Source organism: Streptomyces sp. NPDC030143 (genome assembly GCF_055573695.1).
In genome coordinates this window covers 160,139-185,573 of sequence record NZ_JBVIAY010000017.1, presented here as the reverse complement: position 1 = coordinate 185,573, position 25,435 = coordinate 160,139, and the positions used below count along the sequence as shown (strand labels likewise).

At 72.9% G+C, this 25,435-nt stretch carries 15 protein-coding genes; 3 read left to right on the top strand and 12 right to left on the bottom strand.

Annotated features, from left to right (window positions below; genetic code table 11):
- The first annotated feature begins 641 nt into the window (after nucleotides 1-641).
- Nucleotides 642-5,606, top strand: coding sequence for an NAD-glutamate dehydrogenase (locus tag ACZ4YY_RS27025; RefSeq protein ID WP_468295424.1), 4,965 nt, complete (start codon nucleotides 642-644; stop codon nucleotides 5,604-5,606).
- A 180-nt stretch (nucleotides 5,607-5,786) separates the two neighbouring features.
- Here the strand turns inward: ACZ4YY_RS27025 and ACZ4YY_RS27020 are convergent, their stop codons facing one another.
- On the bottom strand, nucleotides 5,787-6,557 hold the full coding sequence (locus ACZ4YY_RS27020; RefSeq protein ID WP_468295510.1) for an ABC transporter ATP-binding protein: 771 nt from the start codon (nucleotides 6,555-6,557) through the stop codon (nucleotides 5,787-5,789).
- 190 nt (nucleotides 6,558-6,747) lie between these two features.
- A complete protein-coding gene (locus tag ACZ4YY_RS27015; RefSeq protein ID WP_468295421.1) occupies nucleotides 6,748-7,665 on the bottom strand; it encodes an ABC transporter permease in 918 nt (305 codons plus the stop codon).
- Between the two features lie 367 nt (nucleotides 7,666-8,032).
- Here ACZ4YY_RS27015 and ACZ4YY_RS27010 point away from each other — a divergent pair, with 367 nt between their 5' ends.
- Nucleotides 8,033-8,656: a TetR/AcrR family transcriptional regulator gene (locus tag ACZ4YY_RS27010; protein WP_468295417.1), complete on the top strand. Its 624-nt coding sequence runs from the start codon at nucleotides 8,033-8,035 to the stop codon at nucleotides 8,654-8,656.
- A 49-nt stretch (nucleotides 8,657-8,705) separates the two neighbouring features.
- Here ACZ4YY_RS27010 and galE read toward each other — a convergent pair whose 3' ends face one another.
- Nucleotides 8,706-9,686: a UDP-glucose 4-epimerase GalE gene (gene galE, locus ACZ4YY_RS27005; RefSeq protein ID WP_468295414.1), complete on the bottom strand. Its 981-nt coding sequence runs from the start codon at nucleotides 9,684-9,686 to the stop codon at nucleotides 8,706-8,708.
- Between the two features lie 166 nt (nucleotides 9,687-9,852).
- The gene (locus ACZ4YY_RS27000; protein WP_468295411.1) at nucleotides 9,853-10,359 is read right to left on the bottom strand and encodes a MarR family winged helix-turn-helix transcriptional regulator; all 507 of its coding nucleotides are present in this window, start codon (nucleotides 10,357-10,359) and stop codon (nucleotides 9,853-9,855) included.
- A 147-nt stretch (nucleotides 10,360-10,506) separates the two neighbouring features.
- Between ACZ4YY_RS27000 and ACZ4YY_RS26995 the strand changes: the two genes are divergently transcribed.
- Entirely contained in the window at nucleotides 10,507-10,920 is a 414-nt protein-coding gene (locus tag ACZ4YY_RS26995; protein ID WP_468295408.1) for an organic hydroperoxide resistance protein, read from the top strand.
- Between the two features lie 117 nt (nucleotides 10,921-11,037).
- On the opposite strand, the gene ACZ4YY_RS26990 is transcribed toward ACZ4YY_RS26995, so the two are convergent.
- The 8 genes from ACZ4YY_RS26990 to ACZ4YY_RS26955 form a co-directional block, all read right to left on the bottom strand.
- On the bottom strand, nucleotides 11,038-12,591 hold the full coding sequence (locus tag ACZ4YY_RS26990) for a hypothetical protein (protein WP_468295403.1): 1,554 nt from the start codon (nucleotides 12,589-12,591) through the stop codon (nucleotides 11,038-11,040).
- A gap of 370 nt (nucleotides 12,592-12,961) precedes the next feature.
- A complete protein-coding gene (locus tag ACZ4YY_RS26985) occupies nucleotides 12,962-15,259 on the bottom strand; it encodes a bifunctional glycosyltransferase/CDP-glycerol:glycerophosphate glycerophosphotransferase (RefSeq protein WP_468295400.1) in 2,298 nt (765 codons plus the stop codon).
- Between the two features lie 7 nt (nucleotides 15,260-15,266).
- Complete coding sequence (locus ACZ4YY_RS26980; RefSeq protein WP_468295397.1) at nucleotides 15,267-17,471, bottom strand: bifunctional glycosyltransferase/CDP-glycerol:glycerophosphate glycerophosphotransferase; 2,205 nt, start codon at nucleotides 17,469-17,471, stop codon at nucleotides 15,267-15,269.
- 62 nt (nucleotides 17,472-17,533) lie between these two features.
- Nucleotides 17,534-18,013: a glycosyltransferase family 2 protein gene (locus ACZ4YY_RS26975; protein ID WP_468295395.1), complete on the bottom strand. Its 480-nt coding sequence runs from the start codon at nucleotides 18,011-18,013 to the stop codon at nucleotides 17,534-17,536.
- 145 nt (nucleotides 18,014-18,158) lie between these two features.
- Nucleotides 18,159-19,046, bottom strand: coding sequence for a carbohydrate ABC transporter permease (locus ACZ4YY_RS26970; protein ID WP_468295391.1), 888 nt, complete (start codon nucleotides 19,044-19,046; stop codon nucleotides 18,159-18,161).
- On the bottom strand, nucleotides 19,043-20,386 hold the full coding sequence (locus tag ACZ4YY_RS26965; protein ID WP_468295388.1) for a carbohydrate ABC transporter permease: 1,344 nt from the start codon (nucleotides 20,384-20,386) through the stop codon (nucleotides 19,043-19,045). The genes ACZ4YY_RS26970 and ACZ4YY_RS26965 overlap by 4 nt, the downstream gene beginning before the upstream one ends.
- A 7-nt stretch (nucleotides 20,387-20,393) precedes the next feature.
- The gene (locus ACZ4YY_RS26960) at nucleotides 20,394-21,767 is read right to left on the bottom strand and encodes an ABC transporter substrate-binding protein (RefSeq protein ID WP_468295385.1); all 1,374 of its coding nucleotides are present in this window, start codon (nucleotides 21,765-21,767) and stop codon (nucleotides 20,394-20,396) included.
- Nucleotides 21,768-21,940: 173 nt separating this feature from the next.
- Nucleotides 21,941-25,336 (bottom strand): FHA domain-containing protein, encoded by a 3,396-nt coding sequence (locus tag ACZ4YY_RS26955; protein WP_468295506.1) that lies wholly within the window; start codon nucleotides 25,334-25,336, stop codon nucleotides 21,941-21,943.
- Nucleotides 25,337-25,435 lie beyond the last annotated feature (99 nt).

Here is a 25,435-nt window from a genome sequence, read left to right as displayed (position 1 = left end):
TCATGGCACCGTGCCTCCTGGAGGCGGCCGTGCCAAGAGGGGCGGTGCTTTCAGGGTGCCTCCGCGGCGGTGCGAACGGCGACTTTTCCCCCGGGCGGCCTTGCACCGGCGTCCCTGCCCAGCCCCGCCCGGCCGCGCTGACCCCCGCCCACTCCCTGCGCCTCACCCGCCCCCGTCACGTCGAGCCCTTCACACACCGCCCCGCGTCCCGTCCCTGTGCAGAACGTCAAACTTCCACCCCCTGTTTTGTACACATACGGCTCATGACGGCCCCCCGGTGGGGAGCGATAGCCTTGGTGGCGTGATCAGCGCGATATCTCGCGGGGGTGCTGTTGCCCCTGCCCTGCGCCCGGTGACCGCGGACGACATCCGTGGCCGGGCGGCAGTCGCTGATCCTCACCGGCGGGACGGGGCCGCAAGGGCCCCCAGGACGCCGTACCCGCCCCGGACGCAGGCGGCGCAGAGAGCAGCGTCACACCCGGGGAAAGCGTCGGGAATGGCTGATATCCCCCCGCTCATCTCACCTTGCGGCATAGCGTCGAAGCAGACCGGAGACCCCGGGGCAGGACGTCACGTCGCAGCGGAAGAGACCGTACTTCCTTCTACGTCACGCAACGGCGCGCGACAGGAGTCAGAGGACAATGCAGACCAAGCTGGACGAAGCCAAGGCCGAGCTCCTCGAGAGGGCGGCCCGGGTCGCTGAGAACAGCCCGGTCGGGGGGCACCTACCGACCGGGACGACGGGCGAGGCCACGTCGGGGATCCCGGACACCGCGGGCGCCCCCGACCACAAGACCGTGCTGTCGTTCCTCCAGCGCTACTACCTGCACACCGCCCCGGAAGACCTCTCCGACCGTGACCCGGTCGACGTCTTCGGAGCCGCGCTCTCCCACTACCGGCTGGCCGAGAACCGGCCGCAGGGCACCGCGAACGTGCGCGTGCACACCCCGACCGTCGAGGAGAACGGCTGGACGTGCAGCCACTCCGTGGTCGAGGTCGTCACCGACGACATGCCCTTCCTCGTCGACTCCGTGACCAACGAGCTGACCCGGCAGGGCCGGGGCATCCACCTCGTCGTCCACCCGCAGATCGTCGTCCGCCGCGACGTCGCCGGCAAGCTCATCGAGGTGCTCGGCGACGCGCCCTCCGGCGCGGGTCTTCCGCACGACGCCCACGTCGAGTCCTGGATCCACGTCGAGACGGACCGCGAGAGCGACCGCGCCGACCTGAAGCAGATCACCGCCGACCTGCTGCGCGTCCTGTCCGACGTCCGTGAGGCCGTCGAGGACTGGGAGAAGATGCGCGACGCGGCCCTGCGCATCGCGGACGGTCTGCCGGACGAGTCCGTGCCCGGCGACCTCACCTCCCCGGAGGTCGACGAGGCCCGTGAACTGCTGCGCTGGCTGGCCGCCGACCACTTCACCTTCCTCGGCTACCGCGAGTACCAGCTGCGCGACGACGACTCCCTCGCCGCCGTCCCCGGCACCGGGCTCGGCATCCTGCGCGCCGACCCGCACCACGCCGACGGCGACGCCCACCCGGTCAGCCCCTCCTTCGAGCGGCTCCCGGCCGACGCCCGCGCCAAGGCCCGCGAGCACAAGCTGCTCGTCCTCACCAAGGCCAACAGTCGGGCCACCGTGCACCGGCCGTCGTACCTCGACTACGTGGGCGTCAAGAAGTTCGACGCCGACGGCAACGTCATCGGCGAGCGGCGCTTCCTCGGACTGTTCTCCTCCGCCGCCTACACCGAGTCCGTGCTGCGGGTTCCCGTCGTGCGACGCAAGGTCGACGCCGTCCTGAAGGGCGCCGGCTTCTCGCCCAACAGCCACGACGGGCGCGACCTGCTGCAGATCCTGGAGACCTACCCGCGCGACGAGCTGTTCCAGACGCCGGTGGACGAACTCCGGTCCATCGTCACGTCCGTGCTGTACCTCCAGGAGCGGCGCCGACTGCGGCTCTACCTGCGGCAGGACGAGTACGGGCGCTACTACTCCGCGCTCGTCTACCTGCCCCGCGACCGGTACACCACCGGCGTGCGGCTGCGGATCATCGACATTCTCAAGGAGGAGCTCGGCGGCATCAGCGTCGACTTCACCGCCTGGAACACCGAGTCGATCCTGTCCCGGCTGCACTTCGTCGTCCGCGTCCCGCCGGGCACCGAGCTGCCGCAGCTGTCCGACAGCGACCGGGAGCGCATCGAGGTCCGCCTCGTCGAGGCCGCCCGGTCCTGGGTCGACGGGTTCGCCGAGGCGCTCAACTCCGAACTCGGCGAGGAGCGGGCCGCGGAACTGCTGCGCCGCTACCACAACGCCTTCCCCGAGGGTTACAAGGCCGACCACACCCCGCGCTCCGCGGTCGCCGACCTCGTCCACCTCGAACGTCTCGACGCGGAGCGCACCTTCGCGCTCAGCCTGTACGAGCCGGTGGGCGCGGCACCCGACGAGCGCCGCTTCAAGATCTACCGCACGGGTGACGCGATCTCCCTGTCGGCGGTGCTGCCGGTCCTCAACCGGCTCGGCGTCGAGGTCGTCGACGAGCGGCCGTACGAGCTGCGCACCTCCGACCGCAACGTCTGCTGGATCTACGACTTCGGTCTGCGCATCCCCCGTTCGCTGGGCGGCGGCAACGGCGACCACCTCGTCGACGACGCGCGTGAGCGGTTCCAGGAGGCGTTCGCCGCGACCTGGACCGGCAAGGCGGAGAACGACGGGTTCAACGCCCTCGTGCTCGGCGCCGGACTGACCTGGCGGCAGGCCATGGTGCTGCGCGCGTACGCCAAGTACCTGCGGCAGGCCGGATCCACCTTCAGCCAGGACTACATGGAGGACACCCTCCGCACGAACGTCCACACGACCCGGCTGCTGGTGTCGCTGTTCGAGGCGCGGATGTCGCCGGAGCGCCAGCGCGCCGGGCACGAGATCGTCGACGCGCTGATGGAGGAGCTGGACGCCGCCCTCGACCAGGTCGCCTCCCTCGACGAGGACCGGATCCTGCGGTCGTTCCTGACCGTCATCAAGGCGACCCTGCGCACCAACTTCTTCCAGAAGTCCGCCGACGGCACGCCGCACGACTACGTGTCGATGAAGTTCGACCCGCAGGCCATTCCCGACCTGCCCGCGCCGCGCCCCGCCTTCGAGATCTGGGTGTACTCGCCGCGCGTCGAGGGCGTGCACCTGCGCTTCGGGAAGGTCGCGCGCGGCGGTCTGCGCTGGTCCGACCGGCGTGAGGACTTCCGCACCGAGATCCTCGGCCTGGTCAAGGCGCAGATGGTGAAGAACACCGTGATCGTGCCGGTCGGCGCCAAGGGCGGCTTCGTCGCCAAGCAGCTGCCCGACCCGGCCGCCGACCGTGACGCGTGGATGGCGGAGGGCATCCGCAGCTACCGGACGTTCATCTCGGCGCTGCTCGACATCACCGACAACATGGTCGCCGGGGAGGTCGTGCCGCCGTCCGACGTCGTCCGGCACGACGAGGACGACACCTACCTGGTGGTCGCCGCCGACAAGGGCACGGCGACGTTCTCCGACATCGCCAACGAGGTCGCCCAGTCCTACGACTTCTGGCTCGGCGACGCCTTCGCCTCCGGCGGCTCCGCCGGCTACGACCACAAGGGCATGGGCATCACCGCCCGCGGCGCCTGGGAGTCCGTCAAGCGGCACTTCCGGGAGTTCGGCGTGAACTCGCAGGCCGAGGACTTCACCGTCGTCGGCATCGGCGACATGTCCGGTGACGTGTTCGGCAACGGCATGCTGCTCAGCGAGCACATCCGGCTGGTCGCCGCCTTCGACCACCGGCACATCTTCATCGACCCCAACCCGGACGCGGCCACCTCCTACGCCGAGCGGCGCCGCCTGTTCGAGCTGCCGCGCAGCTCCTGGGCCGACTACGACACCGACCTGCTGTCCACGGGCGGCGGAGTGTTCCCCCGCACGGCCAAGGCCATCCCGGTCAACACGCACATCCGCCAGGCCCTCGGCATCGAGGAGAAGGTCACCAAGCTGACCCCGGCCGACCTGATGAAGGCCATCCTCAAGGCGCCGGTGGACCTGCTGTGGAACGGCGGCATCGGCACGTACGTCAAGGCGTCCAGCGAGTCCAACGCCGACGTCGGCGACAAGGCCAACGACGCCATCCGCGTCGACGGCGCCGACCTGCGCGTCAAGGTCGTCGGCGAGGGCGGCAACCTGGGCCTGACCCAGCTCGGCCGGATCGAGTTCGCGCGCGGCGGCGGCAGGATCAACACCGACGCCATCGACAACAGCGCGGGCGTGGACACCTCCGACCACGAGGTGAACATCAAGATCCTGCTCAACGGGCTGGTCTCGGACGGCGACATGACCGTCAAGCAGCGCAACAAGCTGCTCGCCGAGATGACCGACGAGGTGGGGCATCTCGTCCTGCGCAACAACTACGCGCAGAACACGGCGATCGCCAACGCCCTCGCCCAGTCCAAGGACATGCTCCACGCCCAGCAGCGCTTCATGCGCCACCTGGTGCGCGAGGGCCACCTCGACCGGGCACTGGAGTTCCTGCCCACCGACCGGCAGATCCGCGAGCGCCTCGCCGTCGGCCAGGGCCTGACCGGGCCGGAGACGGCCGTGCTGATGGCGTACACCAAGATCACGGTGTCGGACGAGCTGCTGCACACCTCGCTGCCCGACGACCCTTACCTGCGCGGTCTGCTGTACGCGTACTTCCCGAGCGCGCTGCGGGAGCAGTTCCCCGAGTACATCGACAGCCACCCGCTGCGCCGCGAGATCACCACGACCGTCCTGGTCAACGACACCGTCAACACCGGCGGTACGACCTACCTGCACCGTCTGCGGGAGGAGACGGGCGCCTCGCTGGAGGAGATCGTGCGGGCGCAGACCGCGGCGCGGGCGATCTTCCGCTCGGCGCCCGTGTGGGACGCGGTGGAGGCCCTCGACAACCGGGTCGCCTCCGACGTCCAGATCCGCATTCGGCTGCACTCGCGGCGGCTGGTCGAGCGCGGCACGCGCTGGCTGCTCAACAACCGGCCGCAGCCGATCCTGATCACCGAGACCGTCGACTTCTTCGCCGACCGCGTCGAGCAGGTGTGGTCGCAGCTGACGAAGCTGCTGCGGGGCGCGGACCTGGAGTGGTGGCAGAAGATCTACGACGAGCTGACCGGTGCGGGTGTCCCGGACGAGCTCGCCACCCGGGTGGCCGGGTTCTCGTCGGCCTTCCCGGCGCTCGACATCGTGTCGGTGGCCGACCGCATGGGCAGGGACCCGCTGGACGTCGCCGAGGTCTACTACGACCTCGCCGACCGGCTGCACATCACCCAGCTCATGGACCGCATCCTCGAGCTGCCGCGCGCCGACCGCTGGCAGTCCATGGCCCGCGCCTCCATCCGCGAGGACCTGTACGCGGCCCACGCGGCGCTGACCGCCGACGTCCTCGCCGTCGGCAACGGCACCTCGACGCCCGAGCAGCGGTTCAAGGCGTGGGAGCAGAAGAACGCGGCGATCCTGGGCCGGGCGCGCACCACGCTGGAGGAGATCCAGGGTTCGGAGACGTTCGACCTGGCCAACCTGTCGGTCGCGATGCGGACGATGCGGACGCTGCTGCGGACGCACTCGTGAGCCTCGGACCGGGCTGAGCCCTCGGGACGACCACGACGAAAGGGGCGCCGCCGGCCGCAGTGGCCGGGGCGCCCCCCTTCCGATTCCGGGGTGGCGTGACGGGCTGGTCCGTTTCGGGTGGTGCGGTGGGCGGATCCGTTTCCGGGAGGGGTGGGTGGAGGGGCTGGTGTGGCGGCGGGGTCAGGCCGCGGCCGGCTTCGGCTCGGGCCGGGTCTTGTTAGCGTCGCCCGTGAAGGCCTCGTACGCCTTCATGACCTCCTCGGTCGGGCCGTCCATGCGCAGTTCGCCGCGCTCCAGCCACAGCACGCGGTCACAGGTCTCGCGGATCGCGGCGTTGCTGTGGCTCACCAGGAAGACGGTGCCGGCCCGTTCGCGCAGCTCGCGTATGCGTTCCGCGGAACGGCGCTGGAACTTCGCGTCGCCGGTCGACAGCGCCTCGTCGACGAGGAGGACGTCGTGGTCCTTGGCGGCGGCGATGGAGAAGCGCAGGCGCGAGCCCATGCCGGAGGAGTAGGTGCGCATCGGCAGGGAGATGAAGTCACCCTTGTCGTTGATGCCGGAGAAGTCGACGATCTCCTGGTGGCGGGCCCTGATCTGCTCGCGGGACATGCCCATCGCCAGGCCGCCGAGGTAGACGTTGCGTTCACCGGTCAGGTCGCCCATCAGGGCCGCGTTGACCCCCAGCAGTGAGGGCTGACCGTCGGTGTAGATCCTGCCGCGCTCCACCGGCAGCAGACCCGCGACCGCCTTGAGCAGTGTGGACTTGCCGGAGCCGTTGGTGCCGATCAGGCCGATCGCCTCGCCCTTGTAAGCGACGAAGGAGACGTTCCGGACGGCGTGGACGGTGCGCATGCCCGTGGCCTTCGCGGCCTGCCGGGGGCGCAGGATGCGGTTGAGGGCCGCGGTCGCCGAGCCCCGGCCGCCGGTCGGGCCGTTGACGCGGTAGACGATGTCGACGCCGTCGACGACGACGGTGGGTGTCCGCTCGGCCTGCTGGGGCTGGGGCTGGTGCTGGTGCTGGTGGGGCTGCCGAGCCTGCCGGGCTTGCGGAGCCTGAGCCTGGTGGGGCTGCCGAGCCTGCTGGGCCGCCACGGGGTGTTCGGTCGCGGTTCGCTCGGTGGGCGTGCTCGGCGTTGTGTGGTCAGCCACGGCCGTAGGTCTCCTCAGCCTTCCAGAAGTAGATGAAGCCGCCCACGCCGGCGAGCAGCGCCCAGCCGGTCGCCCATGCCCACACGTGCGGCGGCAGCTGGCTCGCGTGGAAAGTGTCGATCAGCGCGAACCGCATCAGGTCGATGTAGACGGCCGCCGGGTTGATCCGCAGCAGCTCGCCGACCCAGAGCGGCAGGTTGTCGTGCTTGTCGACCAGGGTGTCGATGCTCCACATCACACCGGAGATGTACATCCAGGTGCGCAGGACGAACGGCATCAGCTGGGCGATGTCCGGCGTCTTCGCCCCGAGCCGGGCCAGGACCATCGACAGGCCCGCGTTGAAGACGAACTGGAGCACCAGGGCGGGCAGCACGAGCACCCACGACAGGGCCGGAGGCACGCCGACGCACAGCAGGATGGCCACCAGCGCCGCCATCGAGAACAGCAGCTGCTGGAGCTGCTGGAGGCAGAACGAGATCGGCAGCGCCGCCCGCGGGAAGTGCAGCGCCCGCACCAGGCCGATGTTGCCGGAGATCGCACGGGTGCCCGCCATGATCGAACTCTGGGTGAACGTCCACACGAACACGCCCGTGACCAGGAACGGGACGAAGTCCGGCACGCCCTTCTTGGTCTGCAGCAGGACACCGAAGATGAAGTAGTACACCGCCGCGTTCAGCAACGGGGTCATCACCTGCCAGACCTGGCCGAGCTTCGCCTGGCTGTACTGCGCGGTGAGCTTGGCCGTGGCGAACGCGCCGATGAAGTGGCGGCGCGCCCACAGCCGGCCCACGTACTCCGGCAGCGAGGGGCGGGCGCCGCTGACCGAGAGGCCGTGACGCGCGGCGAGGGCCGCGAGGCCTTCGGCGGCCTCGGGGCGGGACTGAGGCGGTGTGTCGAGGACCTGACTCACATCCGCTGCTTTCTCTCCGAGGTGGGGGTGGGCGCGGGCGGTGCGGTGTCGCCGGCCGACGTTTCTCACGCTTCTCTTGCCGTTCTCTTACGTCGGGACGGGACCGTATCGTCGCAACGTGAGCGTAGGCCGATGCGACGTCGGAACGCAACCGTTCCGTCGTGTCGCCGGTTCGGCCGCTCCTCTTGTGACATCAACTACGCGGACGTCCCCTCACTCCCGCAGCAACGGCACGGCGACGTCCCGTCGTCGTCCGCGCGGCGTCGAGCCCGTAACGTCCCGTCGTCGGCGCCGCGTCAACCCGGTGACGTCCCGACGCTCCCGTCAGGACGGTGCCGTATCGTCGCGGCGCCCTATGCTGGTCCGCATGACGACCAACGCCGACGGACCCCGGACGCGCCCGCGCCGCGCCCCCGCGGGAGCGGCCGTGCTCAGGGAGGACGTGACGGAAGCCATCCGGGCTGCCGTCTTCGAGGAACTGGCGTCCGTCGGCTACGCGCGGATGTCCATCGAGGGCATCGCCCGGCGGGCCGGCGTGGGGAAGACGGCCGTGTACCGGCGGTGGCGCTCCAAGCTGCACCTGGTCCTGGACATCGTCTCGGCGCTCGCCGTGCAGGGCCTGCCGGTGCCGGAGACGGGCAGCCTGGAGGGCGACCTGCGGGTGCTGTACGAGGTGACGTCCCGGGCGCTGCGGCATCCGGTGGCCTCGCAGATCATCCCCGACCTCCAGGCGGAGGCGGCCCGCAACCCCGAGATCGCCGAGGCCCTGGAGAAGGCGCTGCGGGACGGTCAGGAGGGCGTCGCGCTGAAGATCGTGACGGCGGCGATCCGGCGCGGCGAGGTCAGCGAGAAGGCCGACGACGAACTGGTCCTGGACCTGATCTCAGGCCCGCTCTACTGGCGCTCGGTGATCATCCGGGACCCGAAGCCGCCCAAGGGATACCTGTCCGCCCTGGCCCGGGCGACCGCCGCGGCGATCAAGGCGTTGTGACAACGGGGGGCGGGGCGCTGAACCTCGGTGCCCCCCCGCCCGACACCCCCTAGACCCGGGCCGCCCCCGGATGCAGCCTCACCCAGCCCTCCCAGGCCGAGGTGATCATGTCCTGGACGTCGAGGCGGGCCTTCCAGCCGAGTTCGGTGGCGATGCGGTCGGCGGAGGCGACTACGCGGGCAGGGTCGCCGGGGCGGCGAGGGGTGACCGTCGGGGGGCGGTCGTAGCCGGTGACGGCGTTGACGAGGTCGATCATCTCGCGCACCGAGACGCCCTCGCCCCGGCCGATGTTGAGGGTGAGCGTGCTGCCGGGGGAGGACCGGAGCGCGCGGGCCGCCGCGACGTGGGCCTCGGCCAGGTCGACCACGTGGATGTAGTCCCGCACGCAGGTGCCGTCCGGAGTGGGGTAGTCGTCGCCGAAGATGCGCGGCGGGGCGTTCTGCGTGAGGCGTTCGAAGATCATGGGGACGAGGTTGAAGACGCCGGTGTCCGCCAGTTCGGGGCTCGCCGCGCCGGCCACGTTGAAGTAGCGCAGTGAGGCCGTGGACAGGCCCGTGGCCCGGCCGGTGGCGCGGACCAGCCACTCGCCTGCCAGCTTCGTCTCACCGTAGGGCGAGAGCGGCGCGCAGGGCGTCTCCTCCGTGACGAGGTCGACGTCGGGCATGCCGTAGACGGCGGCCGAGGAGGAGAAGACGAACGAGGGGACCTCGGCCGCGGTGACCGCCTCCAGCAGGACCCGCAGCCCCTCCACGTTCTCCCGGTAGTACTGCAGGGGCAGGTCCACCGACTCGCCGACCTGCTTCTTGGCCGCCAGGTGGACGACGCCGGTGACGGCGTGCTCGGTGAGGGCGCGGGTCAGTGACTCCCCGTCCAGCGTCGAGCCCACCACCAGGGGGACGCCGTCGGGGAGGCGCTCGGTGAGGCCGGTGGACAGGTCGTCGTACACCACCGTGCGCTCGCCCGCCTGGGTCATCGCCCGTACGACGTGTGCCCCGATGTAGCCGGCGCCCCCCGTGATCAGCCAGGTCATCCGTGCCGTCCCCTCGTCCGTTGCCCCGTGGTCGTCCCCGCGGTCGATGTGCTTCCCGACAGTCAAACAGGCGCCGCGGGCTCGTGCAGGACCTGTTGATGGCTCGACAAATCCTGGCAGGTCCCCCTCCGGGACCGGCCGGGCGGGCGGGACCCGCCGTCGTGCCTCAGGCGTCCCCCTCCATGTCCGCCGCACCCTCCGTCAGTGCCGCCGCGTCCAGTGCGCCCGTGAGCTGGTCGAGACGTTCGCGCAGTTCGCTGATCTCGGCCAGGTCGAAACCCGTCGCGGCGGCGATGCGGCGCGGCACCCGCAGGGCCCGCTCGCGCAGGGCGGTGCCCTCCTCGGTGAGGCGGACCTCCACCGACCGTTCGTCGCGGGTGCTGCGCTCCCGCCGCACCAGGCCGGCCGTCTCCAGCCGCTTCAGCAGGGGGGAGAGGGTGCCGGAGTCCAGGCGCAGGTGCTCGCCCAGCTTCTTGACGGGCAGCTCGCCCTCCTCCCACAGCACCAGCATCACCAGGTACTGCGGGTAGGTCAGTCCGAGGTCCTTGAGGATCACGCGGTAGACGCCGTTGAAGGCGCGTGAGGCGGCGTGCAGGGAGAAGCAGATCTGGCGGTCCAGGCGGAGCCAGTTCTCCTCGGAGGGGGCGGCGGCGGGCGCAGACGTCGGGGTCATGTCTCCAGCGTAGCTCTGGCCAAGCCATTTAGTTGTGCACAACTTAATTGTGTGCTCTACTTGTCGTCGTGGGCAGCCCGGAGAACCCCATCGGGGACGCGGGCCGGCCACCCCCGACCCCAGACTTCCGAGAGGGATGGTTCATCCATGGACGCGCTCTACACCGCAGTCGCCACCGCCACCCACGGCCGTGAGGGCCGCGCCGTCTCCTCCGACGGAACGATCGACCTCGCACTGGCCATGCCGGTGGAACTGGGCGGCAACGGTCAGGGCACCAACCCCGAGCAGCTCTTCGCCGCCGGGTACGCCGCCTGCTTCGGCAGCGCCCTCGGCCTGGTCGGCCGTCAGGCGAAGGTCGACGTCAGCGACGCCGCCGTCACCGCCGAGGTCGGCATAGGCAAGCAGGGCGAGGGCTTCGGCCTCAAGGTCGCCCTCCGCGTCGAACTGCCCGACTCCGTGGACGAGGCCACCGGCCGCAAGCTGGTCGAGCAGGCCCACCAGGTCTGCCCCTACTCCAACGCCACCCGCGGCAACATCGACGTCGAACTCGTCATCGAGTAACCCTCGCGCGGGACACGATCGGGCGGAGGCACCGGTGCCGCCGTAGTGGCCCCTCCGCAGGAACCGGCCGACCTCCGCCGCCCCGGCACGGGTCGGCCGCCCTCGCGCCACGACCTCTCATCCGACCCGCGCCAGCACCTCCCCCGTCCGCCGGCTCCACGCCACCACCACCGCCTCCTCGGGCACCGGACGGTCACGGGTCAGCAGCAGCCAGCGGACGCGGTGGCGGCGGACGATCGCCCGCCGCTGGGCACGCGTCGAGGTGGGCGCCAGGTAGGCGCGGACGTCCGCGAGCCGCCGCTGCCGTTCCCGCTCGTCCAGTGCCGCGTCCGGCCGGGCGGGCGCGGCCAGGTTCGGCCCGTACCCGGCGATCGTGCGGCGGGCGCGGTACCCGTCCGTCAGGACGACCTCGCCGGGCCGGATGTGCCACGCCGCCCAGTCGTACGTCGGCCAGCGCGGCGGCTGCTGGAAGCCGACAGGATCCAGCGTGCGCGGCACGACCGCCCCGGCCTGCACGGTCAGGAACCCGAGGCAGGCCGCACCCGCGGTCACCGCCCCGAGCGTCCGGCGTCCCGCGCCCCACGGCCGGGGCACCGTCAGTTCCACCGCGAGCGCGAACTGCGGCGGCACCAGGGCGAGACCGAGGACCCGCCCGTAGGTGTAGTGGCCGCTGACCCACCCGTACGTCACCACCAGACAGTCCAGCACGAGCATCAGCACGAGCGGGTCGCGCGCCGACCGGCGGGCCCGCGCCCACAGCGCCGGCAGTCCCACCAGCGCCAGCCAGAACTGCCCCGCGAGCCCGTCGTACAGCCGCCGGTGCGGAGCGTCCACACGGCCGTCACCCGCCAGCGCGAACACGTCGAAGTACGGCCACACCGCGGCGACCAGCAGCGCCGCACCGCCCGCCACCGCCCACCGCGACACCACCGCCGGCCGCCACCCGCGCTGCCGGCCCACGACGAGGGCCACGCCCCCCGTCACCGCCGCGACCGACGTGATCGGATGCACCAGCAGGATCAGCCCGTACAGCGTGCCCAGCGCGGTGTACCCGGCGAAGCCGCGCAGGCCGCTCGGGCCCACGAACCGCACCCGGCGCCCGTCGCACGCGCGCGTGCCCGTCCACGCCCAGGCCCAGAAGGTCAGCCCGACGGCGAAGGCCGAGGGGTAGCCGAGGTTGCCGGTCATCGACATCAGCCCCAGGTAGCCGCTCCACCAGGCCCGTTCGGTGCCCCACAGCACGGCCATGGCGGCCAGCCCCAGCACCGGCGCCCACGGCCGGACCGTCAGCGCGCGCGTGAAACGGCCGACCCCGCTCAGGAGCACCAGCAGGTTCAGCGGCCCGGCGACCCGCAGCACCTGCCTGCCCGACAGCCCCGTCAGCCGGGCGAACACCCCCTCCGCCACCGCGTACGGCGAGTAGTAGGGGCTGCCCGCGCCCGGCAGCGCGGCCGTCGGATGACGCGGGTCGAGCAGGTCGGCCTTCAGCCGCTCGACGACCGCCGCGTGCTGGCCGGCGTCGCAGCACAGCGGCACCCGCCAGAACGCCAGCGTCATCACCAGCCAGAACACGAACCCGAAGACCTGGAACGGCGTCGGCCGCCACACCCGCCCGCCGCGCAGCGCCGTCGCACCGCGCACGGGCCGCCGGATCAGGACTCCGGCGCTCATCGAGCACGGCCAGACGGGGGCATCGGGCGCATCAGGGGCATTGGCCGTATGTTCCCGCCCGGGTCAACGGCCTTGCCGCCCGTCACCTCAACGAGTGACCCGGGTCAGCCGTCTCCCGCACCGGCTCGCCGCGACCCCTCACGCGCGCCACACCGGCACGCGCGGCACGCCTCGACGCCCGCGGACCCGACCGACCACGATCCCGCACGCGCGGCACGCCTCGACGCCCGCGGACCCGGCTGACCACGATCCCGCATGCGCGGCACGCCTCGACGCCCGCGAACGCGACTGACCACGATCCCGCACGCGCGGCACGCCTCGACGCCCGCGAAGGCGGCGCACCAGCACGCCAAGCCCCGCAGACGCCCCCTCACCCAGCGGTCAGCAGGTCCCGGGCGGCGGCGGACTGGCCGGGTACCTTCACCGGGGCCGCGACCGGGTCCGGCCCCGGCCCCGCGCACGGCCCCGGCTCTGCCCCCCGGTCCACCGGTGACGACGTCTCGCCCAGCAGCAGCGTGCGGACCACCCGCTCGGCGGCCCGCCCGTCGTCGAACGCGCAGAACCGCTGCCGGAAGGCCGCCCGCAGCCGCGCCGAGTCCTCGTCCCGCCAGCTCCCGGACGTCAGCAGCCACGCCAGCTCCCGGTAGCTGCGCGAGACGTGCCCCGGCGCCTCGGCGGTGACGTCGAAGTAGGTGCCCCGGCTCGCCGCGTACGCCGCCCAGTCGTCGGCGTGGACCACGATCGGCCGGTCGAGGTTGGCGTAGTCGAACATCAGGGCCGAGTAGTCGGTGACCAGGACGTCGGAGGCGAGCATCACGTCCTCGACGTGCGGTTCGTCCGTCGCGTCGACGACGATCCCGCGCCGGTGCAGCTCCGACAGGCCCATCCCGCGCGCGTGCCCGGTCGCCAGCGAGGGGTGCAGACGCACGACGAGGGTGTGGCCCTCGCCGAGGTCGGCGGCGAACCGGGCCAGGTCGATCCGGTCGACGTGGCCGCCGCGGACGTACTCGCGCCGGGTCGGGGCGTACAGCACGACCGTGTGGCCGGCGGGGATGCCGAGCCGCGCCCGCACCGCCGCACCCGCGTCCGCCCCGGCCCCCGTCGCCGCCCTCCTGCCCGCCTCGACCAGCACGTCGTTGCGCGGACTACCGGTGCGCACCGACGTGAAGTGACACGGGTACGCCCGCTCCCACACCAGTTCCGAGTGCAGGTTGGCGACGAGGCTGTAGTCCCAGCGGTCGGCGCGCCGCAGCAGCTGCGGCACGTCCACACCGAGCCGGGCGCCGGGACGTTCCAGCAGGTCGGCGGCCATGTACTTGAGCGGGGTGCCCTGATGGGTGTGGATGTGGACGCTGCCCGGCCGTTTGACGAGCGGGCCGGGCCAGTTGAGGTTGTTGACGAAGAAGCCCGCCCGCGCGGTGAGCCGGTGGTAGGCGGGGGAGTCGAGCAGCACGTGCTCGACGTCGTCCGGGAGCAGCGCGGCCGCCTCCTCGTCGCGCACCACCCACACCCCGCGCAGCTGCGGAGCGATCTCCCGCGCCTTGCGGTACACCGCCCCGGGGTCGCCGAGCACGCCCTGGTGCGAGAACGCCGAGTACAGGACGAGCTGCGGGTCCAGGGCCCGTCCTGGCCGCACGGCGCTCGCGCCCCGGCGCACGCGCCGCACTACCGCGCCTCCCAGCTGTCCGCCGCGCCGGACGGCGCCCTGGGCCGCCCGCTCCGCCAGCCGCCGCGCCCGGTAGGCGGCGTAACCGCCTTCCAGCACCCGCAGCCCGGCGGGCACCGGCGCTCCCTCGGGCCGGTGCGCGCGGAACATCTCCGCCGTGCGCCGGAAGAACTCCGCCTTGGCCGACGGTGGCAGCCGGTCGGGCTTGGCGAGGATGTCCAGACAGTGCTCGCCCATCTTGCGGTGCAGGTACGGCCGCCACCCGGCCAGCTCGGGGCGTGAGGCGACGAACGCGAAGACCCGCTCGTACTGGTCGTGGACGTCGAAGTGCTTGCGGCTGGTGGTGGACAGGATGTTGCCCTGACGGCGCTGGCGGTAGTTCAGGCAGATCCGGTCCAGTGTGGCGATCCGCCGCGCGCTGAGCATGACCGGGAAGGTCCAGGGGGTGTCCTCGTAGTAGCCGGGCGGGAAGCGGAAGCCGTGCTCCTCGACGAAGTCCCGGCGGTGGACCTTGTTCCAGACCACCATCAGCAAATCGAGGATCTCGGGGCGCTCGGCCGTGGTGAACGTGCCGTCGCCGCACTCGGCGAGCAGGTGCGCGAGGGCGTTGCGGCGGGTGCCGCCCCACCAGTACGTACGGGCGTAGTCGAAGACCAGCACGTCCGGGTCGCCCGTCTCGTCGAGCCGGTCGGCCATCGCGCGCAGCGCGCCCGGGGTGAGCGTGTCGTCGCTGTCGAGGAAGAACAGGTAGTCGCCGGTGGCGTGCGGCAGGCCCGCGTTGCGGGCGCGGCCGAGCCCCACGTTCTCCGGCAGGTGCAGCACCCGCACCCGCTCGTCGCGGGCCGCGTACTCGTCGAGGATGGCGCCGCAGCCGTCGGGGGAGCGGTCGTCGACGGCGATCACCTCCAGGTCCCGGTAGGACTGCTCCAGGACCGAGTCGAGGCACTCGCGCAGAAAGCCCTGCACCTTGAAGCAGGGGACGATGATGCTGAAGCGGGGCACGGCGGGGTCAGCTCCTAACGAGGGGGGAGGCGGCCGGGGCCGGGACGCGCCGGGCGAGCGGCCGCACGGGCGGGATCGCCTCCGGGGGCTCACCCAGCAGCACCCGGCGCACCACGCGCTCGGCGGCCAGGCCGTCGTCGAACTGGCAGAAACGCGACCGGAACGCGGCCCTGCGCCGCGCGGACTCCACGTCCGCCCAGGAACCGTCGCGGAACACGCGCGCCAGGTCCTCCGGCGTGCGGGCGACCGGCCCCGGCGGCTCCGCCATCAGGTCGAAGTACACGCCGCGGGTCTCGGTGTAGACGTCCCAGTCGTCGGCGTACACCACGATCGGACGGTCCAGGTTGGCGTAGTCGAACATGATCGACGAGTAGTCGGTGATCAGCGCGTCGGCGGCCAGGCACACGTCCTCGGAGGAGGGGTGACCGGTGACGTCGATGATCCGGCCGCTGCCCGCCCGCACCCCCCGGTCGTAGAAGTAGTGGGCGCGCAGCAGTACGACGACGTCCTTGCCGGCCGCCTCGCAGAAGGCCTCCAGGTCCAGCGTCGCGTCGAAGCCGGTGCGGTAGTCGCGGTGGGTGGGCGCGTACAGCACCGCCGTGCCGCCCTGCGGGACGCCCAGCTCGCGCCGGATGCGGGCCACGTCCTTCGCCGTCGCCGTGTAGAAGACGTCGTTGCGCGGATAGCCGTACTCCAGGTGCTCGTAGGAGCCGGGGAAGGCGCGCTCCCAGACCTGCGTGGAGTGGGTGTTGGAGGAGAGGTTGTAGTCCCAGCGGTCCACCCGGCCCAGCAGCTTGGTGAAGCTGCCGCTCGCCGCCGCGACCACCGGGTACGTCGACTGGTCGACGCCCATCTTCTTCAGCGGAGTGCCGTGCTGCGTCTGCACGTGCACACTGCCCTTCCGCTTGACGACGCCCTCCGCGAAGTTGGCGTTGTTCACCAGGTACGTGGCGCGGGCCAGCACGTTCCAGGCGCGGCGGCTGCCGAGCACCGCATGGTCGACGCCCTCGGGCAGGGTGTGCGCCCGGCCGCGCTCGACGAGGAACACCGACCGGATGTGCGGGGCGAGTTCGGCGGCCTTGGCGTGGATCGCCGCGGGACTGCACGTGTACCCGCGCCCCCAGTACGCGCAGTACACGGCGAGGTTCGGGTCCATGCGGCGGCGCAGCTGGAGCCGGTAGAGCAGTCGCGTGCGCAGCCCCCGGGGGCGCGGCAGGCGCTCGACGGCCGCCGACGCCAGCCGGTTGGCGCCGCGCAGCGCGCGGAACGCCGTGTACGCCCCCGCCGCGAGCAGCCGGTGCTGCACACCCAGGCTCCCTCCGGGCGTCCGGAAGCCCGCCGGGCGGTGCCGGCGGTGCAGCCGCGCGGCCCGGCGGAAGAACGCGCGGTGCCGCCGCCCGGGCAGCCACTGCGGGTGGGCGGCCGTCCGCAGGACGGCGGTGAAGAACTGCTCGAACAGCGGCCCCGACCGGTCGGCGGACAACCCGAGCCCGGCGGCCCGTTCCAGCACCCGTTCGCCTTGGTCGAGAAGGTCGTCGTGGTGCTCGCCCGGCTGGTTGAGCCGGTTGCCCTGGCGGCGCAGCAGATGCCGCACGACGACCGAGCGCAGCACGGCGATCCGCTCGGCGTGCACGGTGACCAGGCCGCCGAAGCCGACGTCGGTGAAGTGGCCGTCGGGGAAGACGAGGTCGTTCGCGGTGAGGAACGCGCGCCGGTACACCGCGCTCCACGCAGGCCACGCCATTCCCGTCACCCGGGGTGCCTCGACGGGCGCGAACGCCCCCTGCGGTGCCGTGGCCAGCAGCGCCGCCGCCGGGTTGGCCGGCTCGCCCTCCCACCACGGGGCCCGCTGGTGCTCGGTGTAGAGCACGTCGATCTCGCCGGTCTCGTTCAGCCGCGCGTCCAGCGCCGTCAGCGCGCCCGGGACGAGCGTGTCGTCGCCGTCGACGAACAGCAGGTACGCGCCGGTCGCCGCCCGCATGCCGGTGTTGCGCGCCCCGGCCAGACCCGCCGACGGCGGCGAGTGCACCGGCGCCACCCGCGAGTCGCGCTCGGCGTACCCGGCGGCGACGGCGGCACCCGGGGCGTCGGGGCCGTCGCAGACCGGGATCAGCTCGAAGTCGCCGAAGGACTGGGCGAGGACGGAGTCCAGCGCCTGGGACAGCCGGCCCGCCACCCCATGGGACGGGACGATGATGCTGAAGCGGGGCATTCTGCTCCTTCTCTGTCAAGGGACCGGAGGGACCGGCTCGGGCGGCGCACGGGCCGGCGCCCTCAGAGACGGTCGGAGACGGGGTGCGCACCGGTCGCCGGACGCGGCACGGTCGCCGGCGTCGGGCGGGCCGGGGCGGTGGCCGCCGACGGCACCGGCCTGCGCTCCGCGAGCGGTACCACCGGCGGCTGCTCCCTCTCGCCCGGCACGGCGTGCTGCACGACGCGCTCGGCGGCCCGGCCGTCGTCGTACGGGCGGGACCGCTCGCGGAACGCGGCCCGCGGCGGGGCCGAGCGGGAGCCGCGCCGGTGGCCGGTGGCGAAGATGCCGTCCGGTTCGTCCTCGCTGCGCGTGACCGCGCCCGGCGGGCAGGCCCGTGCGTCGAAGCAGGTCCCGATGACCTCGCCGCAGGCGTCCGGTGAACCGTCGTCGACGGCGATCAGCTCGAGATCGGCGTACGACTGGGACAGCACCGACTCGAGGCACTCGTGCAGGTACGCCTGCACCTCGTGCGCGGGGACGATGACACTGAACCTGGGCAAGGGTGGACATCCATGGGTCGCGGCGGGCGTTCTGCCCGGCAACGGCCAATGGAATGACTTGGTTACGATCCCTACGGCATCCGGGGGACACGCGGTGAACGGCGAGGGGTGGACCGCCGGCGGCCCACCCCCCTCGTACCGCTCCCTACTTGACCGCGCCGGCCATCACACCGGACACGAACTGCCGCTGGAACGCGAAGAACACGGCCAGCGGGATCACCATCGAGATGAACGCGCCGGGCGCCAGCACGTCGATGTTGTTGCCGAACTGCCTCACCTGCGTCTGCAGGGCGACCGTGATCGGCTGGCTGTCGGCGTTGGTGAACACCAGCGCCACCAGCATGTCGTTCCACACCCACAGGAACTGGAAGATGCCGAGGCTCGCGATCGCCGGACCGCCCAGCGGCATCACCACGCGGGCGAACAGCCGCAGTTCACCGGCGCCGTCGAGACGGGCCGCCTCCAGCAGCTCGCGGGGGATCTCCGCGAAGAAGTTCCGCAGCAGGAACACCGCGAACGGCAGACCGAAGCCGACGTGGAACAGGATCACGCCCAGGACGGAGCCGAACAGCCCGATGTTCCCGAACAGTTCGGCGATCGGGATCAGCGCCACCTGCACCGGCACCACCAGCAGGCCCACCACGCCCAGGAACCACCAGTCGCGGCCCGGGAACTCCATCCACGCGAAGGCGTATCCGGCGAGCGAGCCGATGACGACGACCAGGACCGTCGCCGGCACGGTGATGAGGACCGTGTTGACGAGCGAGTCGGTGATGTCGCCGTTCTCCAGCAGCTTCCGGTAACTGTCGACGGTGAGCCGGGACGGCTCGCTGAACACCGTCCACCAGCCGCTCGCGCTCATGTCCTCGGGCGAGCGCAGGGAGGAGATGAGCAGACCGATGGTCGGCACCAGCCAGAACAGGCCGACGACGATCAGCAGGACGCGGACCAGACCGCCCCCCAGCCGCTCGACGAGCCTCGACGCCAGGGACTGTTCCGGCCTCGCCGTCCCGGTCTCGACGAAGGTCTTCATCGCCGCACCTCCCGCCTGAGCCGACGGACGTTGAACCACATCACCGGGATCACCAGCAGCAGCAGGAACACCGCGATCGCGCTGGCGATGCCGGGCTGGTCCTCGGAGAAGCCCTTGCGGTACAGCTCCAGGGCGAGGACGTTCGCGTCGTCCTGCGAGGAGCCCGGCGCGATGATGAAGACCAGGTCGAACACCTTCAGGACGTTGATCATCAGGGTGACGGCGACCACCGCGAGGACCGGCGCCAGCAGCGGCACCGTGACCCGGCGGAAGACCTGCCACTCGTTCGCGCCGTCCACCCGTGCCGCCTCCATCAACTCCCGCGGCACGCTCGCCAGCCCGGCCGCGATCAGCACCATCGCGAAGCCCGCCCACATCCAGATGTACGACCCGATGATCGCCGGTGTCACCAGCGACGGGCCGAGCCAGTCCAGGCCGTTGTACGCCTCCTGGAAGTTGCTCGCGGGCAGCCGCAGCCGGGACCCGTCGGCCGCCTCGGGAAGGGTGAAGGTGCCGTCGGCGGCGGCCTTCGCGGAGGCCACCACCCTGCCGTCCTTGACCGCCTCGATCCGCATCCCCGGATAGCCCAGCTCGGACGCGTCGGGGGCGCCGAGGACGCCGACGCCCCGGCCGCGGGTGAAGTCCTGCCAGGTCGTGCCCGTGACCCGGCCGGGTTCGGGCCGGGCCGGGACGGCACGCTTCGCGTCGTCGGGCATCTGGTCGGGGGCGACGCCGACCAGGGGCAGGGCGACCGGGTCGCCCAGCGACACCGTCGCCCTGGTGATGAACCCGCCCCCCTCCGGTACGAGGGGCGAGTCGCGGCCCGGGTGGGCCTTCGGGAAGGCCGACGACTGCGCGAACGTGTCGTGCACCCCGACCCACACCGCGTTCGCGACGCCCTTGTCGGGATCCTGGTCGTAGACCAGCCGGAAGATGATGCCGGCCGCGAGCATCGAGATCGCCATCGGCATGAAGACGACCAGCTTGAACGCGGTGCCCCAGCGCACCCGTTCGGTCAGCACCGCGAAGATCAGGCCCAGCGCGGTCGCGACCGTCGGCGCGAACACCACCCAGATCACGTTGTTCTTCAGCGCGGTGCGGATGCCGTCGTCGGTGAACAGGGCCCGGTAGTTGTCGACACCGGCGAAGCCGTCGCCGGACTGGTCGTAGAAACTGCGCACGACCGAGTACCCGATCGGGTAGACCACGAGCGCGCCCAGCAGCACCAGGGCGGGCAGCAGGAACAGCGCTGCCACCGTCCGGCGGGTGCCGGTCACGCTCTTGCGCGAGCGAGGAGGGGCGGGGGCTCCGGGAGCCCCCGCCGCCGTGTTCGACGTCATCGCCGGGTCAGTTCCCGTACGCCGCCGCCGCGTCCGACTCCAGCTTCGCCTGGATGCCGGCCACGTTCGTCGGGTTCTTCAGGAAGTCCTGCAGGTCCTTCCACATGCCCTTGCCGGGCGTGCCGCCGAAGGCCTGCGGGGTCTGGTCGGACAGGTCGAAGCGGAAGTCGTCGCCCGCCGCGATCAGCGCCTTCGCGATCGTGCGCTGCACGTCGTTCGGGTACGCCGCCGGGTCGACGTTCTTGTTCGGCGACAGATAGCCGCCCAGCTTCGCCTGGATCTCCGCCGCGTCCGGGGAAGCCAGGAAGGTCGCCAGCGCCTGCGCGCCCGGCGAGTCCTTCAGGACGACGGCCGCGTCACCGCCCGAGACGACGGGCGCGGTGGCACCGACCTTCGGGAACGGGAACACCTTCGCGTCCGTGCCGACCTTCGCGTCCGTCTGGGCGATGTTGACCTGCACGAAGTCGCCCTCGTACACCATCGCCGCCTTGGGCTGGTCACCACCCGTGAAGGTCTGGGTGACGGCGTTGGGGAACTGCGTCTGGAGCGCCCCGTCGGGGCCCCCGGCCACGTAGTCCTTCTTGCCCCAGACCTGCGCCAGCGTGGTCAGGGCGTCCTTGACCGACGGGTCGGTCCACTTGATCTCGTGCCGGGCCAGCTGGTCGTACTTCTCCGGCCCCGCCTGCGACAGGTACACGTTCTCGAACCAGTCGGTCAGCGGCCAGCCGTCCGCGCCCGGAATGGAGAACGGGGTGACCCCGGAGTCGTAGACCGTCTGGGCGGTCGTCAGCAGCTCGTCCCACGTCTTGGGCTCGCTCGCCCCCGCGTTCTCGAAGACCTTGGCGTTGTACCAGATCAGCGACTTGTTGGCGGCCTTGTAGTAGACGGCGTACTGGGTGCCGTCGACCTTGCCGATGTCCTGCCAGCCCTGCGAGAAGTTCTTCGTCAGCTGCGCCTTCGCCTCGGCGCCCAGCGGCTTGGCCCACTTCTTGTCCACGGCCTGCTGGATGGCGCCCGGCTGCGGCAGCATCGCCACGTCCGGCGGCTGACCGCCCGCGATCTTCGAGCCGAGGAAGTTGATGATCGGATCCTGGGCGGGCACGAAGGTCACCTTCGCGCCGGTGCGTTTCTCGAACTCCGCCAGGACCTGCTTGAAGTTGGCCTGCTCCGGGCCGGTCCACACGGCGGCGACCTCGAGTGTCGTGCCGTTCAGCTTCGGGAGGGTGAGCGTGCCGGCCGTCTCCTGGCTGCCGGTGCTCCCGGTCGTGCCGCCCTTGTCGTCGTCGCCGCACGCGGTGAGCGAGAGCGCGAGCGCTCCCGCGAGCATCGCGGCGGCTGCCTTCACGGTCGTGCGTGTCCGGTGTGAGTTGCTCGTGCGCATCACTGCCCCGTTCTTCGTCCTCGTCGAACGTCCGAGCGCTGTCCCGTGGGCACTGGTCTACGCCGGGTGCGGGAGGTCGGCAAGTGCGCGTGCCGTGTCAAGCGGGGGATCGTGACCGCGTCGTGATTGCACGGTGCACACGGACGGGCGAAGGGACGCCGGACGCACGGCGCCTACAGCAGGGACGGCACCTCCACCGCCGACACCTCCCGCGCCGCCCGCTCCAGGGCGCTGGCGAGCAGGGCCAGGTCGGTCGGCCCGTTGCCCAGTTCGCGCACGGGCCTGCGGGCCGGGGGGTCGCCCATGCGCTGCCACTCCAGGGCGACGACCGTGGGCCGCAGGGTCGCCGTCCGGGGGATGCGGCCCGTGACCCGGCCGCCCTGGAACGGGGTGAGCCGGCCGTCCGCGCCCCGCAGCCGGCCCCGCCCCGGCGCCGGCTCGTCGGCTCCCGAGCCGGGGGCGTCGAGCGTGATCAGCACGGCCGCCCGCCGCGCCGGCTCCGACTCCGCCGTACGGCCGCCCGGGCCGGTGGCCGCGATCAGGTGCACGCCGAGCCGCTCGCCCTCGCGGGCCACCGCCTCCAGGGCCCGCATCACGGAGCCCGCGGCCGGCCGGCCGGGAGAGCCCAGCGCGGGGGAGACGAGCGCGTCCAGATCGTCGACGACGACGACCAGCCGGGGCAGCGGCGGCGCCGCCTCCGTCCGCTGCCGGGCCGCGGCGCCGGGCCGCAGCCGCAGCGTCGAACTGGGCGGGGTGTCGAGGTCGGCGGCGCCGCTCGCGGGCCCCGACGGCCCGCGCTGCGGGACGATCCGCTGCGACACCGCGCCCCGGGTGTGCCACTCGGCGAAGTCGGACCGCCCGAGCAGCTCGGCCCGCCGCTTCAGCTCGGCGCTCAGCGACTGCGCGAACTCCCGCATACGGACAGGGTCGTTGGCGGTGAGATGCGTCGTGACGTGCGGGACGTCGGTACAGACCCGCAGACCCTCGCCGTGCCCGCTGCCGGGCTTGCCGACGGTGTCCCGGCCGTCCAGCAGGACGATGCCCAGCCGGTCGGGCCGCTCGGCGGCGGCGAGCGAGGCGACGGCCGCCCGCAACAGCTCCGTGCGGCCGCTGCCCGACGGGCCCTCGACCAGCAGGTGAGGACCCTCGGCGGCGAGGTCCACGCAGACCGGACCGCGCGGGCCCGCCCCGAGCACCGCCCACGCCCGGCCGCCGAGCGCCTCCGCGTCGTCGGCCGCGTCCGCCCAGCGGGCGATCAGCGAGTTCGGGGTGGCCCGGGCCAGACCCAGCTCGTCCAGGAGACGGGCCGCCTGGGGCAGCGGCGCGGACACGCGCGTGTGGCGGTCCCCGCCGGTGCCGTCCGGACGCAGCGGCGCCAGGGCCCGCGCGAACCGCTCGGCCCAGGCGGGGGAGACCGCGTCGACCGCGCCGATCGTGCCGTGCCCCACCGGGCCCGGGCGCTCCGGCTCCGACCCGGCCGGCGCGACCCGCAGCAGCCGCAGCGCCGTCGCCACGTCGCCGCTGAGCAGGGCGACCGCCCCGCACGAGCGGAAGGTGGGCGCCGCCGCGCAGGCCGCCTCGAACGTCTCCGCCACGGGTGACGCCGGTGAGGCGGCCGTCGTCTCCGCCAGGCACACCACGTGGATCCCGGCCCGGGGCCCCGCCACCGCCAGCCGCGCCATCGCCGCCCGCAGGTCCGCGCCGCCCGGGTCGCCGTCCACCACCACGACCGTGTACGGGCCGGGGAAGCCGTCGGCGGAGTCGTCCGCGAGGGCCCAGGAGGGGCGGCGGGACGGGCCGCGCGGGGCCGGGATCACCGGGACCGACGGTGCCGTACCGCCGCCGGTGTCCGCGAGGTGGTCCTCCAGGCGGCGCAGCAGCTCGTCGGCGCGGGCCGTGGCCTGGTCGCGGTCGTGGGCCAGGAGCAGCCGGCAGTCCTGGCCGTGGCCCGGACGCACATGCGGCAGCCAGCCCAGCCAGGACCACTCGGCGACCCGCTCCGCCTCGGAGCGCGCGCGGTCCGTGCTGATCAGGACGATCTCCAGCAGGTCCGGTGAATGCAGTGCGGCGAGCTGTGCCAGCACCGCGCGCGCCAGCCCGGCGAGCCGCGGTCGCGGCCCGGCCAGGCCCAGCGCGCCGACCTCCCGCAGGCCCGCGGTCACGGGGACGGCGGGCAGCAGGCCCGAGCCGTCGGGCGCCGCCCGGTCGGCCGTGCCGAGCCGCACCGCGAGGGCCTCAGCGTGTCCCGGGCCGCGCTCCCACAGGCGGGGGCCCGGACACAGCGCGGTGAGCAGCACCGTGGCCGGGTCGGGCCAGGTGTCCGGCACGGGTGCGGAGCCCAGGGCCGGCTCCGCCGCGACGCCGGTGTCCTCCTCGGCGCCCTCCGGCGCGCGATCCTCGGGCCCCCCGGTGCCGGACCGGCCGCCGGCCAGCCGCCGGGCCCACGCGGACAGCCCGCCCCGCCTGCGGACGCCCGGCGGGACGTCGGTGCCGCGCAACGGGGTGCCCTCGCGGCGCGACGGGTCGGAATCCGCGTGAGCCCCGCCTTCGTCGCCGCGCGGTGGTGCGGAGGAGGGCTGCGAGACGGAGGGCGACCGCGGTGCGGGGGAGGGGTGGGGCCGCGCGGCGGAGGAGTGCGGGGCGTGCGGCTCCGGCGGGGCGGGGAGGGAACCGAGGCCGGAGCGCCCCGCGTGCGTGTCCGCGGAGCCGTCCCGGGGGGTTTCGGCGCCGGAGTGGCTCTCGATGCGCGGAGCCCCGCCCTGCCCCGGGACCAGGGGGGCCGCCGCCCGGTCGGCGCGCGCGGGGGCGGTGCCGCCCCAGTGCACGGCGCCTCGGCCGTACGCCGTCGGGCCCGCCGGGCCGTCGTCGCCGCCGGAGGCTATCGGCGGGGTGTCCCCGCCGCACGGCACCCGCACGTGCCCCTCGCCGTCCGGGGTGACGGGCAGCCGCGCCCCCGGTCCGCCGGGCGGGGCCAGCCGCAGCGCCGACTCGCCGACCCGCAGCAGGGCGCCGGGGACCAGCCGCACCGGGCGGGACGCGACACGGATCCCGTCCAGCGTGGTGCCGTTGGTGGAGTCCAGGTCGGCCACGGTGACCCGGCCGTCGGCGGACAGCGTCACCGCGCAGTGCAACCGCGAGACGTCCGGGTCGTCGAGCGGGACGTCGGCGTCGGCGGAGCGGCCCACGCGGATCTGGCCGCCGTGCAGCAGGTGGACCCCGCCCGCGTCCGGGCCCGCCACCACGTGCAGCCGGGCCGGGGCGTCGTCGACCTCCGGATGCGGTTCGGGGTCGGCCGGAGCGCCCAGCGACAGGACCGCGCCGTCCACCAGCGGCGGCTCTCCGAGCGTGCAGCGCTGGGCGTCGAGCCGCCGCGCGCCCGCGTACAGCACCGGCTGCGCTCCCCCGGACGGAGCAGTGCCCTCCCCGGAGACCGCCGCGGCCAGGGCGGACGCCACCGCGGCCAGGGCCGTGCCGGCGGGCGCCGTGACCAGCACGTCGCAGCTCGCGGCACGGCCCCGCGCGTCGAGGGGCGGACCCTGCGGGTCTACGACGGTCAGCCGGATCTGCATCGCCGTCAGCGGTCCCTTCTGCGCGGGCGCGGACATTCCCCCCACCCCGCACGAGCACGTACGCCAGTACTCCAGGCATCCTCGCACCTGTCACTGACA